This window comes from Exiguobacterium sp. TDN 0502 (assembly GCF_050846835.1).
Classification (GTDB): Bacteria; Bacillota; Bacilli; order Exiguobacteriales; family Exiguobacteriaceae; genus Exiguobacterium_A.
The window spans coordinates 60956-75777 of record NZ_JBOZGJ010000014.1; the positions used below are offsets into that span (position 1 = coordinate 60956).

A 14822-nucleotide genomic window follows, 5' to 3' on the forward strand; every position below is an offset into this window, starting at 1 on the left:
ATTTCGCATGATGTATCTACTTTTCTTATTTAAGATTTTTCTCCGAAAAATCAGGTCATGGACCTGTACTACAAGAGACCGCATACTTTTCTTCACTCACCTTCTTCGAATAACAGACAAAAGGAGTTCCGCCTGTTTCACTTTTCCAATGGTACCAAAACATATGGTAACGCTCCGCTTGTGGATCTTGTTCCGTAATGATTGCAAAGTAACTTTGATAGAAATAGCCTTCTTTATAAAGTTCGTGTCTTAGAGCACCTCTCGGCGAAGCATCCGTAAACAGAACCGGTGATAGGATCGGCATGAGTAGTACGATGATGGCTAGCGTTCCGAAACATATCAGGACTATTTTCTTTCTGTTCTTTTTCTTAGAATTCGATTTCCCCATCTTTTTCAACCTTTCCTTTATTGGCTTTTTTTGTTATATAGTAACATTATCCATACAACAGAAAGAGGTTTTGATATTGAAGAAAACTATTTTATTATCACTCTCTTTAGGTGTACTTCTATCTTCTGGCTTTTTGATCAGTAACGCAATAGCGACTTCTAATATTTTACAGGAAAAATCTGAAAGAACGATTTCAAAGGAGCAAGCCTTCACTTTTTTCACGAACGTCCTGGAGCAACAAAAAGCGGATTTTTTAAACAATACGCCGTTGGCACACACCAATCAATCGAGATTATCTTCACGCGACGAGGCTGTATTAATTTTTCTATCTAGTACAAAAGTGGATAAACAACAGCTACATTCATTTAGTTATAAGATTTCTAACGTAAAAGTGTACTCCGAAAATCAACGAAATTATGCTGAAGCTTATGTAACACGAACTTTTAGCTTCGGAAGTGGGCTTGAAACAGGTTTAGGTGATACATTAGTGCTCGAAATCCAATCAAGTCCAGATGATTTAAAAGGACCGTCCCACACCATTTCCTCGAGTAAATCAACGAGTGAAGTAAATGAAAAGGTCTCTGTTGATGAATTTTTAGAGAAGTATGAAGCAGAGGCAGAAAAATAAAATAACGTAAAGCTACGCCTAAGGAAAACTAAATCGGATATTTTGCTAACGTCCTGCTTTACAACACGAGTAATGCTCAATACTAGTTCATTTAGTCATAAGAGTTCACTTCTTTTGAATAAAGTACAACTTATGCTATATTTCGTTTTGGTAATTCTTTTAACGAAGGAATCAGTCATTGTATTTTAATTTTATGGATGAAGGAGTTATCGTGTTGAGTAAATTTAGTATTCCTGTCGAAGCTGCTTTAAAAGTAATCGGCGGGAAATGGAAAGTCGTCATCTTGTGCCACTTGTTTAAAGATAAGTACCGGACGAGTGAGTTGAAACGTCGCATGCCGAATGTCTCTCAAAAAATGCTGGTCCAGCAATTAAGAGAATTAGAACAGGACGGTGTCATTCGACGTGTCATCTATCACCAAGCTCCACCTAAGGTCGAATATGAGTTAACGGACTATGGACGATCATTAAAATCGACCATGGATGTCTTATGTGACTGGGGAGAGCAACATCTCCAAAATGAACACTTGAAGAATAGCTGTTAATTTTTCTGTACTTCCCTAAACAGCCCTGCATTTTCGAATGCAGGGCTGTTTGCTGTTTGATTTTTTTTACTTCCCTCGCCCCTGTGATTTAGGAAAAGTCACTTTTTGGTGACTATGGAACTTTAAAGTGCCGTCTTCTTATTTCTGATTGCTCCCGATATGATGATGTCACACATACAGCATGATTTTTTTGCTGTAATTTTGATAAAGGAGCTAGATGAATATGAAAATCTCTACAGTACGGTTAAACAATGGTGTGGACATGCCCCAAGTCGGATATGGTGTATTTCGTGTCGAGGACGGCGCGGATCTCGAGCAAGCAGTCGTGACTGCGATTCGCGAAGGCTATCGTAGTATCGATACTGCAGCCATCTATGGTAACGAACAAAGTGTCGGCAGAGGCATTGCGAAAGCTATCGAAGAAGGACTCGTAACACGCGAAGAACTATTCGTGACATCAAAAGTCTGGAATGCACATGGATCATATGAAGAAACACTTGCTGCTTACGCAGAATCCTTAGAAAAAATGCAGTTGGAGTACCTTGATCTCTACTTGATCCATTGGCCAGGGAAAGCCAAGTATCAAGCTCCTTGGAATGCACTTGAAAAGTTGTATCAAACGGACAAGGTCCGCGCGATTGGTGTGAGTAATTTTCAAATCCACCATCTCGAAGACTTACTGCAACATGCATCCATCATACCTGTCGTCAATCAAATCGAACTCCATCCGAAGCTAACTCAGTCAGAGTTACGTCAATTCTGTAGCGAACATGGGATTCAAATTGAAGCCTGGTCACCGCTTATGAATGCGGAACTTCTAGAAAATGAGGTCGTTCAGGAGCTCGCTACACAATACAAGAAATCAGCTGCTCAAATCATTCTTCGATGGGATATTCAGCAGGGTATCATCACGATTCCTAAGTCCATGACGCCTTCACGGATGCAAGAAAATCTGCGCATCACTGATTTCGAAATCCTTCCAGAAGATATGGAACGATTAAACCAATTGAATGAAAACCTTCGGAGTGGACCGGATCCAGATACGTTTGACTTTTAATTAACATGAACACTTTATCCGATCTGAAAAGGAGCTTACCAATGTCGATTGAAGACTTGATACAACAGACACAACAGGAAGAACATACTTTACGTTTTAAGCGATTCACACACGATGATATCTTTCCGTTAGGATTGACCTTGATTCAAGAAGCACAGAAAAACAACGTATCCATCGCCATTGATATTACTGTCAATGGTACGTCGATGTTCCATTATAAGATGCCAGGTACGACCCGCATCAATGGCGAATGGATCGAACGAAAAAAAACGAGTCGTCGACTATCATCTTCACAGTTCTTACTTCATGCAATTACGGACTGCATGTAGCGAGATGACGTATAACGAGGAACACCGACTAGACTCAAGCTTTGCTTTCGGCGGTTCTTTCCCGATCATACTGGATGGTGGACTGATTGTCGGAATGATCACAATTTCGGGGTTAACTCCTGAAGAAGATCATACGATCGTAGTAAATGCATTGCGTACTTATCTAAACGAACGGGAGGTGCTCTGATGCCATTACTTTCTCTAAATACTTGGCCAGCGATGTCACGTGATACGAAACGACAACTCATCCATCAACTGACGAATATAACGGTCGAGACATTGAACATGATTCCTGACAAGATTCAAGTCTTGATTCACGAACAAGAACCAGAAAACTTTGGAAAAGCGGGTACCATGGCATCCGATCCGACCTTTTCTTCCGAGAGTCGCATAACGAATTGGCAGACACGAGCGTCTTATGCAACAGACGTCACTCCTGTCGCAGGAATGGCTATCTTGACGATCGATGTGTGGGATACGTTCGATCAAGAAATAAAAGATGCTTGGGTGAATAAGTTAACTGAAGTTCTCTCGCTTTTCACCCCTGCACCGGGAGATAAGATATTGATTCTTATTCGAGAAATGTCTCCAGGAAATTGGGCGCAAAACAGTGTCACAGGTAGAAATGAAGATTTTTTAACGAAGAGTAGAAGATTGATTTAATATTCAAATTAGTGTTCTTTAATAACATGATTTTAGCTTAGTAAAAAATCGATTTTCATTCATAAAAAATGAATGAGTATAACAGAATGGGTAAAGAAAAAAGCTTTTATCAATTTTCTTTTCGAAATTTATTGGAACAGTGATGAGATCCTCGTCACTGCCTTTTTTCATCCCTAGAAACGGAGGAATTGATGAGACGTCGAAAAAAACGGATTGAAAACGTCAGAAAGGAGGAACATAACAGGAACAAATGCTCTTATTATAAAAAGGAGTGATTTAAATGTTCTTATTATGAAAAGGAGTGGTTTTAATGAGTTATGAAGACCGAGGCAATAAGAAGTGGATCCCGTTCCTCATGCCCGAACACAAAGGATTGCTGAAACGCTAATACCAAGAGGTACATCATCTCAAGTTCGAGGACACAGAAGGATCGATCGATGGGACGATCGAGAACGCCTTGAACGATGCCATCTTCAGTGGAGACATTGTCACGGTGACAGCAATGAATGGTCCGTTGACGCATCGTTTCGACGCCTTCGTTGAGAAGCTCGATTATGTACAGGAGGAGGTCCATCTCGTCAAACGAAATCTAGACGTCGAAATCGTCTCGTTCAAGCAAATATTAAGTGTCAATCTAACGGAGTGAAGAAAAAATTATGGTCATCGATTACCTAAACATGGTCAAAATAAGGACGAATGACTATGTTTAGTTCAATTTGAACATGATCTAATCCACTTCTGACATCACATAGTACTTATTCATGATATTCAGCAGCGAATTTTCATCTTGTAGAGAATGTTTATTCTAGATTATCCTACTCAATTATATGTACTAAAAGCTCGATTTGTATTACAATGTATTACAAAGGAGCTGATAATCATGAGTACCATTTCCGTACGTCTAGATGATCAGGATACACGACTCATCAAGGAATATGCGAAGGCAAAGAACATCACGATTTCTACACTCGTTCGCGATGCCGTCCTCGATCGTATCGAAGATGAAATCGATTTACAACTCTATCATGATTCGATGTCAGCACACCGTAAAAAATCAGAAGCGATCTCTTTCGACGATATGATGAAAGAACTTGATTTAGAATGACGGCATATACAGTAGTGTTTGAGCGCGGAGCTCAAAAGTCTCTCAAAAAGATGGATCCCCAACAAGTGCGGATCATCATGTCCTGGATCAAGAAGAATCTGGTCGGGACGGATGATCCGCGTCGTCATGGCAAGGGACTCGTCTCGAACAGATCGGGTGAATGGCGTTATCGCATCGGTGATTATCGTCTGATTGCTGACATCCAGGATGAAAAAGTCGTGATCTTAATTCTTGAAATCGGTCATCGTCGTGACATTTATAAATAAGGCATCTATTGCTCATATACAAGTAAGCATATGAGTTTTTGAATATGTCTGTTTAACGACCGTTTTATATAATGATTGCAATAAAAATTTGTTCTTTATATAAATCATCATCATATATTCTAATAAAATTAAAATCGCGTGTAAAAAGTCTTCGAATACTCATAGACTTTTTACACGCGATTAAATCCAGTGCTTGGCTACTAATAAGTTCTGAAATCACTTCAAATGATTTCATATTTTTAACGTTCTAGCATTTACAGCAACAATGACGGTGCTAAGACTCATTAGTACTGCCCCAATGGCTGGGGATAAGATCACACCATAGGGAGCTAGAACGCCGGCTGCTAGTGGTATTGTTATAATATTATAACCAGCTGCCCACCATAGGTTTTGAATCATTTTGTTATAAGTGCTTCGGGAAAGTTCAAGGATAGAGAGAACATCTTTCGGATTACTTCTGACCAGTACGATATCAGCGGTTTCGACTGCCACGTCGGTTCCACTACCAATCGCAATCCCTACGTCAGCTTGTGCCAGTGCGGGTGCATCATTAATGCCATCACCCACCATGGCTACTTTCCTACCTTCCAATTGAATGTTCTTTACTTGTCTTGATTTATCATCAGGTAAAACTTCTGCATGAACTTCGTCAATACCCAACTGTTTGGCAACCCAATGTGCAACCTTTTTATTGTCACCAGTGAGCATGATTGAATTTATGCCTTTATTTTTAAGAGCAGTCACAGTCTCTTTCGCTTCTTCTCTTACTAAATCAGCAAGTGCAATCATTCCTAGTAATTGCTTGTTTTTCAATACAAATATGACAGTCTTTCCTTCTTCAGATAATTTTTCAAAAGCGAGCTCATCAACCGTTATTTTTTCTTGACGAATATATCGAGGACTCACTACACGAATTAACGTGCCCTCTACTTTCCCTTCCAATCCGACTCCTGTAATAGACATAAAATCTTCAATCGATGGAAGTGATAGTTGTAGCTCTTCTGCTCTTTTTACTACACCTTTAGCAAGAGGATGTTGTGATGAACGTTCGACTCCCGCTGCTAGACGAAGTAGTTCGTTTGAGGAAATTTCATCAACTGGCATCAAATCCGTCACACCAAAATTACCTTGCGTCAAAGTACCTGTCTTATCAAAAATAATGGCGTCTAATTTCCGTGCATCTTCAAACTGCGTCCTATTTCGAATCAATAAACCTTTCTTAGCAGACAGCGCCGTCGAGACAGAGACGACCAATGGCGCTGCAAGTCCTAGTGCATGGGGACACGAAATAACCATGACAGTCACCATACGTTCGATAGCAATGCTGAGCGGATATCCTAATGCAAGCCAAATGATAAATGTCAACACACCGGCAAAAACAGCGACATAGAAGAGAATTTTTGCTGCACGATTCGCTAAATTTTGTGTTTTAGATTTAGATGCCTGCGCTTCGCTGACTAATTCGATCACTTTCGATAAATACGTGCCTTCACCTGTATTTTTCGTTTCAACAGTCAAGCTTCCTTCTTGATTAATGGAGCCAGCAATTACGTTGTCGTCCATTTTCTTTTCGATGGGAAGAGATTCACCTGTCAGCATCGATTCATCAACTGTTGTTGCTCCTTTTATTATCTTACCGTCAACTGGAACTTTCTCCCCAGGTTTGATCAGAATCACGTCACCAGTCTGTAATTCCGACACCGCAATATCTTCTATTTTTTCATCATCAATTCGATGCGCAATACTGGGTAACAATTTGACTAATTCTTGTAGCGCGTTAGACGCGCCCATGATTGACTTCATTTCAATCCAATGTCCTAAAAGCATAATATCTATGAGCGTTGCTAACTCCCAGAAAAAGTCATGTCCCTCTCCTAGACCTAAGATGATGCCCACACTATAAAAGTATGCAACACTAATCGCTAAAGCGATCAACATCATCATCCCCGGATTTTTTTGTTTCATTTCGTCTAAGCTACCTTTTAAGAACGGCCATCCACCGTAGAAGTAGACAGTTGTGGATAGCAAAAGCAAAACAACGTCGTCATATGGAAAGCTAATGTTGATACCCGACCATTCTTGAATCATTTTGGAAAGTAGCAGGATTGGAATGGTCAACATTAACGATACGAGAAATCTTTTCTTGAAGTCTCCGATCATTCCTTCATGTTCATGATGTGAAGCACTCATTTGTTGGTCTTCATGATGAGTATGTTCGTGATGGATATGGTGATCCATAAGAAAACCTCCTTTTACGTACTATATACCTGTATGGTGTATATAGAGAGATCATGACTATATAGAGCTACATCTCGTTTTTACTTCCAGTTAAACTTATATATATAAATATAAAATGTATTTTGACACACTAAAAAATAAAAATTATCATACAAGTATAGTATATATTTTAAAAAATGAGACCATTTGTTTGAATAGGACTATTTAGCGCCAAAATCACAAGTACTGAAACTTTAAAAAGAATTAAAGGACAAGTTCGAGGTAGACATCAAATGATTGATGACAATTCATGAATTAACTGAACTAATGAAGACTATGGTCAAATGAACGAATAGGTACTATCGTGAACAGACAAATGAGCTAATATAAAAAACGCAATTAAAAAGCTTTGTTTTATGCACCTACAAAATTATCTCTAAGGAGAATCCAATCGTGAAACTTAACATACTCTTAAAAAGCGTAAGTCTTATTAGCCTATCCCTGATTGCGGTCGGCTGTGCTCAATCCCCGATGAAGTCTTCTACTCCCAATCATTCAAAGGAGGTAGATCATGCGAAACATATGAGCGGTGACAAGATTGAAGAAACATCATCATCGTTGATACTTCCTACGTTTTTAAAAACTCAACCTGAAGATGTACGAAATGTTTATCAAGCTGTAGGGAAAAATCGTGAACTACTAGAGAAAATACCTTGCTATTGCGGTTGCGGTGAAACAGTCAATCATAAAAATAATTATGATTGCTTTATAGAAGAAAACGCGACGAATGGATCGGTGAAATGGACAAGTCACGGAACGACATGCAGCACCTGTCTCGAGATTGCTGTAAAGTCTATTTTGAAGCAACGGGACGGAGAATCGGTTAAAGAAATTCGTTCTGCAATCGATTCTTCATATAAAGATGGATACTCGAAGCCGACACCGACTCCCTTATGATTTTTATGATGACACTTTTGCTCCTATAGCAAGAGTGTCATTTCGTTTCATCCTCACTCCAACGATATCCTCTCCCCCAAATTGTTTTCAGATGCATATCGATCGGGTAATCTAACTCTCTTAACTTTTCTCTAATCATCTTAATATGAGAATCAACTGTCCTCGGATCCGATTCTGACGTATAAGACCAAACGAATTCATAAAGCTCTAGTCTGTTGAACAGCCTTCCAGGATGTTGAAGGAATAGTCGCAGTAATGCATGTGCTTTTGGTGTAAAGTCAATCGACTTGCCATCTAGTAAAATTAAATTGTTGCTCTCATCGAACGTAAGTCCGTGGTAGATAACGGGTTCTTTTGCTTTCCTTCTCATGACAGACCGAACTCTTGCTAAAAGTACGTCCCCGTTAAACGGCTTTGTTACATAATCTGTAGCTCCAGCATCTAGTCCTTTGACGATGGATTCAGCATCATTTAGAGCCGTTATCATGATGATAGGGACTTCCGGGTGAGAATCCGTTATTTTCTTACATACTTCGAATCCATCGTACATTGGCATCATTACATCCAATAAAATCAAATCGAAGGTTTCTTTTTTCACTTTCTCTAAAGCTTCGATCCCATCATTCGCCATACTACATTCATATCCTATTGGTTCTAGATAGAGTCTTAATAATTGCCTCATTCTTATTTCATCATCAACAATTAATATTTTATCCATCCTAGTCACCACCTCTTACATTAAAATTTTTTAATAATAAATGATTGTTAGTCTATTTCCTCATAAATTTCACGAACTTTCTATATAATCAATTCAACCTATAGAATGGAGTTGATTTTCATGAAAGTGTTTATGAAGAGTTTGATCGTTATCTTCTATGTATCCTTATTTTCTCTCACCATACTACTGGTCTATAAGGGTTATGAACTTTTTCATAACTAAGTATCTTAGTGCTTATAAATAATGAAAGAGCATCAGCTTTTTAGCTCATACCTTTTTCGGCATGGCGACATAGATGCTCCTTCATTTTTAACACTTCGCTTTAAGCAATTAATTTACGACAGACTTTTGCACATTCATTACAGGCCTCAGCGCACTTTTTACAATGATCATGATCATGTTTCGAACATTCGTCGGCACATCTTTCACAAATTTCAACACAGCTTCTTGCAAGAACATCAATATTGCTGCTGTTTCGAGAAATAGCTTGTACTAAAAGACTACAAATTTCAGAACAATCTCTGTCTAGACGTATACACTCTGCCATCGAAGAAACATGATGTTCACTCAAACACGCATCAAAGCATTCATTACAAGTCACTATACAGTTGTGTAGGGCACCTAAGATTTCTTGTTGTCCAGTATTCATTCTAAAATACCTCCATTTTCCGTCTTTTTTGACTTACACAAAGTCTATTTCCTTAGTTTGTGAAGAAAAGATGAAAACATTCACCTATTTTTTAGTCCACTTTCAACTGACCCATCATTCCGTTCTCTTCATGTTCAAGGATATGGCAATGGTACATGAATACCCCTTTTTCCTTGAAAGTCATCTGAATCTTAACTCGTTCATCTGGTTTTATAGCGATAGTGTCTTTTAGACCTGCTTCTTGATTATCCAGTTTCTGTCCGTTTCGCTCTAATACTTTGAATTGGACTCCATGAATGTGGAAGGGATGAGTCATTCCACCCATCATGTCTTTTTTATTATAGACCTCCCAAATTTCGGTTTCTCCTTGTTTCGCTTTAATATCGATTCTCTTCTCATCAAACTTTTTCCCATTGATTTCAACATTTTTGCCCATCCCGAAAAGAGTTAACTTTTGATTCACTGTAGACAAGGTCTTTAGCGGCTTTTCATATCCACTTTTCGGCGCCAATGCACTTAGGTTCGTCCCTTGTTTATCCTTCAGCTTGAAGTTAACGACCCTTACTCCATTCGTCTCAAATGAAACAGTCTCACCAATTTTTCTTTTTGAAAAGTCTACCAATACCTCTACACGTTCGCCTGGACTTAATTCAATTTTCTTTACGTTTTTCGGTTTTGAGATGTAACCACCATCATCAGCAATTTTTTCAAAGGATGAACCGTCAGATAGCTTCACTACGTAGTTACGTGCATTGGAGCCATTTATCAATCTGACTCTAAGTTGCGAATATTTTACGTTGAAATATGGATTAATCGTACCGTTTACGAGGAGGGTATCGCCTAAAGCCCCATCTGTTTTTTCTACATCAGCATATCCAAGGACATTCCTGTTTTTAACTTTTCGATCTTGAAGAATTAATGGAATATCATTTTCACCATATTTTTGAGGTAGCATCGTCTCTTTAGTTTTTTCATCTTTTACGTACAACAATCCTGCTAACCCCTTGTATACTTGTTCAGCAGTTTTCCCCATTGGATGTGGATGAAACCACAATGTCGATTCATCTTGCTTCACTTTAAACTTTACTACCTTCGTTTCACCAGCTTTCACGACCTGATGTGGTCCGCCATCTACGGATGATGGTACAACAAGACCGTGCCAATGGAATGTAGTCGCTTCTGATAAGCGATTCACCGTACGGATTGTTACCATTTTTCCTTTTTTCAATTCCACTACAGGACCTAAATAATTTCCGTTATATCCTAGAGTTTCAGTTTTTTTACTATCTTGGAAAAACTGTGTCTCCCCCTGTTTAGCGACAATCGTGTATTGAATGGAATTCTTGGTTTCACGATCGGATTTTAGCATCTTAGGGATGTTCAATCGTCGCTCTTTTTCTTCAGTTGATTTTAAATCGACACTCGCGCCATGTCCCATACCTTCCATCATAGTCTGATTTGTAGTAGTGTTCCCTCCATTCATCATAGATTTCATGTGCTGTTTGTTATTTGGCATAGTACCTCGGATAAAAAGTAAATACGAACCGCCCACTATAATCATGAGAGTAAAGATACCGATAGTTGCGATTAACCATCTTTTCTTCACATGGATCATTCCCTTCAATTAATTATTATCTTTAACTTAAAGAATGATTGTGAAAAAAATATGTCTTTCCACCCATGAATTTTATAGTTTTTTTCAATGTGTTACTTTTCTGCTCTCTGCAATGTTTCTGCAAATTTATGTGATAGAGTCTATGGAAAGCATAAAAAAACAATTGGAGGTAATTTTTATGAAATTAAAGAAAAAGATTTTTATGACAACTATGGCTGCTTCGCTTTCTTTAGCACTCGCTGCGTGCGGAAGCAATGGTGATGATTCTAAATCAACAGGAAGCATGGATAAAAATATGGACGGTATGGATCATTCGACGATGGACATGTCTGGATCGAAAGAGGTTCCGAAAGGGCTCCAAGAGGCTAAAAACCCTAAATTTAAAGTTGGCGACATGGCGATGATCAAAGAAGCACATATGGAAGGCATGAAAGGGGCCGAGGCTAAAATTGTAGGAGCTTATGATACTACTGCTTATAGCATTTCTTATGACCCTACAAATGGCGGGAAACGCGTCACGAATCATAAATGGATTATTCAAGAAGAGATTGTAGATGCCAAGTCATCTCCTTATGAAGTAGGCGATGAAGTAAAAGTAGACGCGGATCATATGAAAGGAATGAAGGATGCTACGGCCACTATCGACTCAGCTAAGCAAACAACAGTGTATATGATTGATTTCGAATCGACTACAGGTGAAGAAGTGAAAAATCATAAATGGGTGACTGAAGACGAACTATCTGCAGAATAAACGATAAACAAGAGAGGAACGGTTTTTTAACCGTTCCTCTCTTGTCTTATTTCTCCTTATTTAAGGAACCCACTTGTAACCAATTCCCCATACTGTGCGAAAGTGTTCTTCAATAGGAAACTCGAGTTTCCTAAGTTTTTCTCTTAAGTTTCTTACATGAGAGTCGACCGTTCGTTCATCTGTCCACTCATTTGCTAACCATAAACTTGAGAGCAGTTCCTCTCTTGAATAGACACGTTCTGGATTTTTTAATAACTTAGCAAGTAATGAAAATTCCTTTGGCGTGACTTTGACTAAATGATTATCATAATACAGCTCATGGGCGTCTTCATTTAAGATTAGACCCGACGATTCGATTTTTGATCCTGAAGAAACTGTAGTTCGTCTGAAAATCGATTGAATTCTTGCCTTCAATTCCGCCTCGTCGAACGGTTTCACAATGTAATCATCTGCTCCCAGTTGTAATCCTTTTACGATTTCTTCTTTTCCGTCGAGTGCTGTCAATAAAATGATTGGTACATTCGAAACTTCCCTTATCCTTTGACAGGTCTCAAAACCATCCATTAAAGGCATCATCACATCCAATATGATTAAGTCAGGCTCATCTACATCAATCAAGTTCAATATCTCTCTTCCGCTGTTCAGCTTAATACAGGTATAACTGTCTTGCAGATAGAGTTCAATCAGTTCTAACATTCGATTCTCATCATCTACCAAAGCAATGGTTCTCATCCTGGAATCCCCCTCAAGTCAATGACAACCTTCAGCCCGTTTTCTACATTAATAGCTACGATGGTCCCTTTGTGCGCTTCAACTATTTCTTTCGTGATAGCCAAACCGAGCCCAGTACCTCCTGTTTCACGATTTCGTGAAGAATCTACTCGATAAAAACGATCAAAAAGATACGGGAGTGATTGCTCATCCACACCACCACCTTCATCCGTAACTTCAATAAAGTTTTCATCAAGTTTTAAAAATACGCGTTTGTTCGCATGTGTATATTTTAGCGCGTTATCCAGTAAATTTAAGAGAACCTGATCGAATCTAGCTTGGTCTATCTCTTTGTAGATGGGAGTTTTATTAATTTGAAGAATTAATTTCACTTGTTTCTCCTCAAATTTAAAAATTATTCTTTCACTGATTTTTTTTAAGAAATCATTCATCTCTGTGATCTGAGGATCTATTTGAAAATGTGGCTCTTCCAATCTAGCAAGTTCAAACAAATCCTCAATCAGTTCTTGAAGTCTTTCGGATTCCTCATAGATAATATCTCCAAATCTCGATTCGTCTTTTTTGAGGAGTCCTGCATATCCCTTAATGTAGGTAATCGGCGTACGCAATTCATGTGTGATTGAAGTCAGAAATTGCTTTCTTGTATTTTGAATGTGACGTAAATCAACAGATAACTTAGTGATCGCTCGTGCTAAATCTCCTACTTCGTCGCTTCTCTCAGCTTCTCTGATTTTCAGCACCTCGCCTTTACTTAACTTTACCGTTGCCTCTTTCATTGATAAAAGTGGCTTTATAATGATATAACTCAAAAAATAAACACTTACTAATAGAAAAAGTACTAACAAGAATAGAGAGAACACTACTTGTTGTTTCAATTCCCCCATCAAATGCTGTATATACTTCGTCGGCTCTAACATGATTATTTGACCGCCATCTTCAATATTACTCACCGTCACTAAAAATTTGCCCTCTCTCCAATTACCTTCTACGATTCCATCCTTTTTTTGAATCCAATCCGGGTTCAAAAATTGTTCAGCGTCGTTAGATGAATCGACGACTTGATTATTTTTGTCTAAGATAATCACATCAGTCATCGCCTTTTCCTCCATTAAAACAACGTGTTCAACTGTTTGCTTGTCGAAGTTAGTGGAAAGAACATCTCGATGACTATTGCCTCTCTCTTGAAGGCTCTCCAGTTCACTTTCTACTTGTTGATGCTCAAGAATGTTGTATACAATAGCAGATGAGAGAATGAAAATCATGAGAATCCCGAAAAAATAAAATAACGTTATTTTAAATGAAAGTTTATTCATAAAGTACCTTTCTCATTTAAGATGATTACATATAAAAACAAACTGTTGAGATTTAGAAAAGAAAGTATTCTTCATTTAGGCGATACACAAAAGAGCTTTTATCATTTGATTCTTTTAAAAGGACAATTCCTTGAATATTGCTCCACAAATAATTAGCGAAATCATAATCACTAAAAATAGCCTCACGAGTAGAATGCGTCATGAAACATTCTATTTTTGTAATCGTATACATTCCCTCCGAATCACGTTGATAATCGAAAGAAAAAGAACCCTTTATATTAAGCCTTTGAGCAATTATTGCTACGCACTCCTCTAAAATCGAGTTGGCAAACACCTCGTATGAAAGAACAGTATCTTGGTACCGTTCATACTCTTCTCTCATAAAACAGCAAATCACTTCACTAGATCGATAATCGACATATGCATTAATTTTCCCCACCTTTACACCTTCAGGCGCATTCTTTATCTGGTCAAAAGAATAAGTGAAAGTATTACCTTGAACCGAAAATGAATCATGAAGTACTGTTTTATCCCAGTCAAAGGATGTTATAAACGCTACGTTATTTTTTCTCATTTTCAACTTATGTTTTGATAACGTAGATGCTTCTTGTTCGCTTAAAGGGATAATCCAGCCTATTTCTTGAGAAGTACAATATTCAATCAGATTACTAATATACCCTTCTTCTGATTCTTTTTTTGAAAATGAATCAAAATATTTAAAATCAGGAAATAGCTTTCGAACCCATCCTTCTTTTGAAGAAATATGAATATCTATACTTACAGGTTTAAGTTGTTTTATGTTCTCCATCACTTTGTGTAATGCAGAATAGGAGTGCAGACTTGTGCGACGGAAACGTACACAGTTCTGCACTCCTTTTGCGAAAAAAGAA

At 38.2% G+C, this 14822-nt stretch carries 19 protein-coding genes; 11 read left to right on the plus strand and 8 right to left on the minus strand.

Annotated features, from left to right (window positions below; translation table 11 throughout):
* Positions 1 to 55: 55 nt before the first annotated feature.
* Complete coding sequence (locus ACRPK8_RS13375; RefSeq protein WP_347355620.1) at positions 56 to 304, minus strand: hypothetical protein; 249 nt, start codon at positions 302 to 304, stop codon at positions 56 to 58.
* Here ACRPK8_RS13375 and ACRPK8_RS13380 point away from each other — a divergent pair.
* From ACRPK8_RS13380 to ACRPK8_RS13420, 9 genes are all read left to right on the plus strand, one after another.
* Positions 303 to 1016, plus strand: a complete 714-nt coding sequence (locus ACRPK8_RS13380; protein WP_432238644.1) for a hypothetical protein — start codon at positions 303 to 305, stop codon at positions 1014 to 1016. The two genes, ACRPK8_RS13375 and ACRPK8_RS13380, sit on opposite strands and share 2 nt — an antisense overlap.
* Before the next feature lie 214 nt (positions 1017 to 1230).
* The gene (locus ACRPK8_RS13385; protein ID WP_058705278.1) at positions 1231 to 1560 is read left to right on the plus strand and encodes a winged helix-turn-helix transcriptional regulator; all 330 of its coding nucleotides are present in this window, start codon (positions 1231 to 1233) and stop codon (positions 1558 to 1560) included.
* A 217-nt stretch (positions 1561 to 1777) separates the two neighbouring features.
* Positions 1778 to 2617 (plus strand): aldo/keto reductase, encoded by an 840-nt coding sequence (locus tag ACRPK8_RS13390; protein ID WP_214860460.1) that lies wholly within the window; start codon positions 1778 to 1780, stop codon positions 2615 to 2617.
* Positions 2618 to 2658: 41 nt separating this feature from the next.
* Positions 2659 to 2946: a heme-binding protein gene (locus tag ACRPK8_RS13395; RefSeq protein ID WP_347355623.1), complete on the plus strand. Its 288-nt coding sequence runs from the start codon at positions 2659 to 2661 to the stop codon at positions 2944 to 2946.
* Entirely contained in the window at positions 2924 to 3133 is a 210-nt protein-coding gene (locus tag ACRPK8_RS13400; protein WP_432238645.1) for a heme-binding protein, read from the plus strand. The genes ACRPK8_RS13395 and ACRPK8_RS13400 overlap by 23 nt, the downstream gene beginning before the upstream one ends.
* Positions 3133 to 3609: a tautomerase family protein gene (locus tag ACRPK8_RS13405; RefSeq protein WP_432238646.1), complete on the plus strand. Its 477-nt coding sequence runs from the start codon at positions 3133 to 3135 to the stop codon at positions 3607 to 3609. The genes ACRPK8_RS13400 and ACRPK8_RS13405 overlap by 1 nt, the downstream gene beginning before the upstream one ends.
* A gap of 457 nt (positions 3610 to 4066) precedes the next feature.
* The gene (locus ACRPK8_RS13410) at positions 4067 to 4255 is read left to right on the plus strand and encodes a hypothetical protein (RefSeq protein WP_373954365.1); all 189 of its coding nucleotides are present in this window, start codon (positions 4067 to 4069) and stop codon (positions 4253 to 4255) included.
* A gap of 234 nt (positions 4256 to 4489) precedes the next feature.
* Positions 4490 to 4714 carry a type II toxin-antitoxin system RelB family antitoxin gene (relB, locus tag ACRPK8_RS13415; protein ID WP_214860464.1) on the plus strand — a complete coding sequence of 75 codons (225 nt, stop codon included), beginning with the start codon at positions 4490 to 4492 and terminating at the stop codon, positions 4712 to 4714.
* Between the two features lie 14 nt (positions 4715 to 4728).
* Positions 4729 to 4980, plus strand: a complete 252-nt coding sequence (locus ACRPK8_RS13420) for a type II toxin-antitoxin system RelE family toxin (RefSeq protein WP_432238647.1) — start codon at positions 4729 to 4731, stop codon at positions 4978 to 4980.
* Between the two features lie 231 nt (positions 4981 to 5211).
* Here the strand turns inward: ACRPK8_RS13420 and ACRPK8_RS13425 are convergent, their stop codons facing one another.
* Positions 5212 to 7218, minus strand: a complete 2007-nt coding sequence (locus tag ACRPK8_RS13425; RefSeq protein WP_214860466.1) for a heavy metal translocating P-type ATPase — start codon at positions 7216 to 7218, stop codon at positions 5212 to 5214.
* A 432-nt stretch (positions 7219 to 7650) separates the two neighbouring features.
* On the opposite strand from ACRPK8_RS13425, the gene ACRPK8_RS13430 reads away from it, so the two are divergent.
* A complete protein-coding gene (locus ACRPK8_RS13430) occupies positions 7651 to 8154 on the plus strand; it encodes a PCYCGC motif-containing (lipo)protein (RefSeq protein WP_371743339.1) in 504 nt (167 codons plus the stop codon).
* A 37-nt stretch (positions 8155 to 8191) separates the two neighbouring features.
* Here the strand turns inward: ACRPK8_RS13430 and ACRPK8_RS13435 are convergent, their stop codons facing one another.
* The 3 genes from ACRPK8_RS13435 to ACRPK8_RS13445 form a co-directional block, all read right to left on the minus strand.
* Positions 8192 to 8872 (minus strand): response regulator transcription factor, encoded by a 681-nt coding sequence (locus ACRPK8_RS13435; RefSeq protein WP_347355628.1) that lies wholly within the window; start codon positions 8870 to 8872, stop codon positions 8192 to 8194.
* Between the two features lie 322 nt (positions 8873 to 9194).
* On the minus strand, positions 9195 to 9521 hold the full coding sequence (locus ACRPK8_RS13440) for a four-helix bundle copper-binding protein (RefSeq protein WP_071908772.1): 327 nt from the start codon (positions 9519 to 9521) through the stop codon (positions 9195 to 9197).
* A 91-nt stretch (positions 9522 to 9612) separates the two neighbouring features.
* A complete protein-coding gene (locus ACRPK8_RS13445) occupies positions 9613 to 11127 on the minus strand; it encodes a multicopper oxidase family protein (protein WP_373954356.1) in 1515 nt (504 codons plus the stop codon).
* 187 nt (positions 11128 to 11314) lie between these two features.
* On the opposite strand from ACRPK8_RS13445, the gene ACRPK8_RS13450 reads away from it, so the two are divergent.
* The gene (locus ACRPK8_RS13450; RefSeq protein WP_029343434.1) at positions 11315 to 11887 is read left to right on the plus strand and encodes a YdhK family protein; all 573 of its coding nucleotides are present in this window, start codon (positions 11315 to 11317) and stop codon (positions 11885 to 11887) included.
* Between the two features lie 60 nt (positions 11888 to 11947).
* Here the strand turns inward: ACRPK8_RS13450 and ACRPK8_RS13455 are convergent, their stop codons facing one another.
* From ACRPK8_RS13455 to ACRPK8_RS13465, 3 genes are all read right to left on the minus strand, one after another.
* A complete protein-coding gene (locus ACRPK8_RS13455) occupies positions 11948 to 12619 on the minus strand; it encodes a response regulator transcription factor (RefSeq protein WP_029343435.1) in 672 nt (223 codons plus the stop codon).
* Positions 12616 to 13932, minus strand: a complete 1317-nt coding sequence (locus tag ACRPK8_RS13460; protein ID WP_050678843.1) for a sensor histidine kinase — start codon at positions 13930 to 13932, stop codon at positions 12616 to 12618. The genes ACRPK8_RS13455 and ACRPK8_RS13460 overlap by 4 nt, the downstream gene beginning before the upstream one ends.
* Before the next feature lie 52 nt (positions 13933 to 13984).
* Positions 13985 to 14822, minus strand: an 838-nt coding sequence (locus ACRPK8_RS13465; RefSeq protein WP_432238648.1) for a hypothetical protein, incomplete at its 5' end; no start/stop codon positions are given.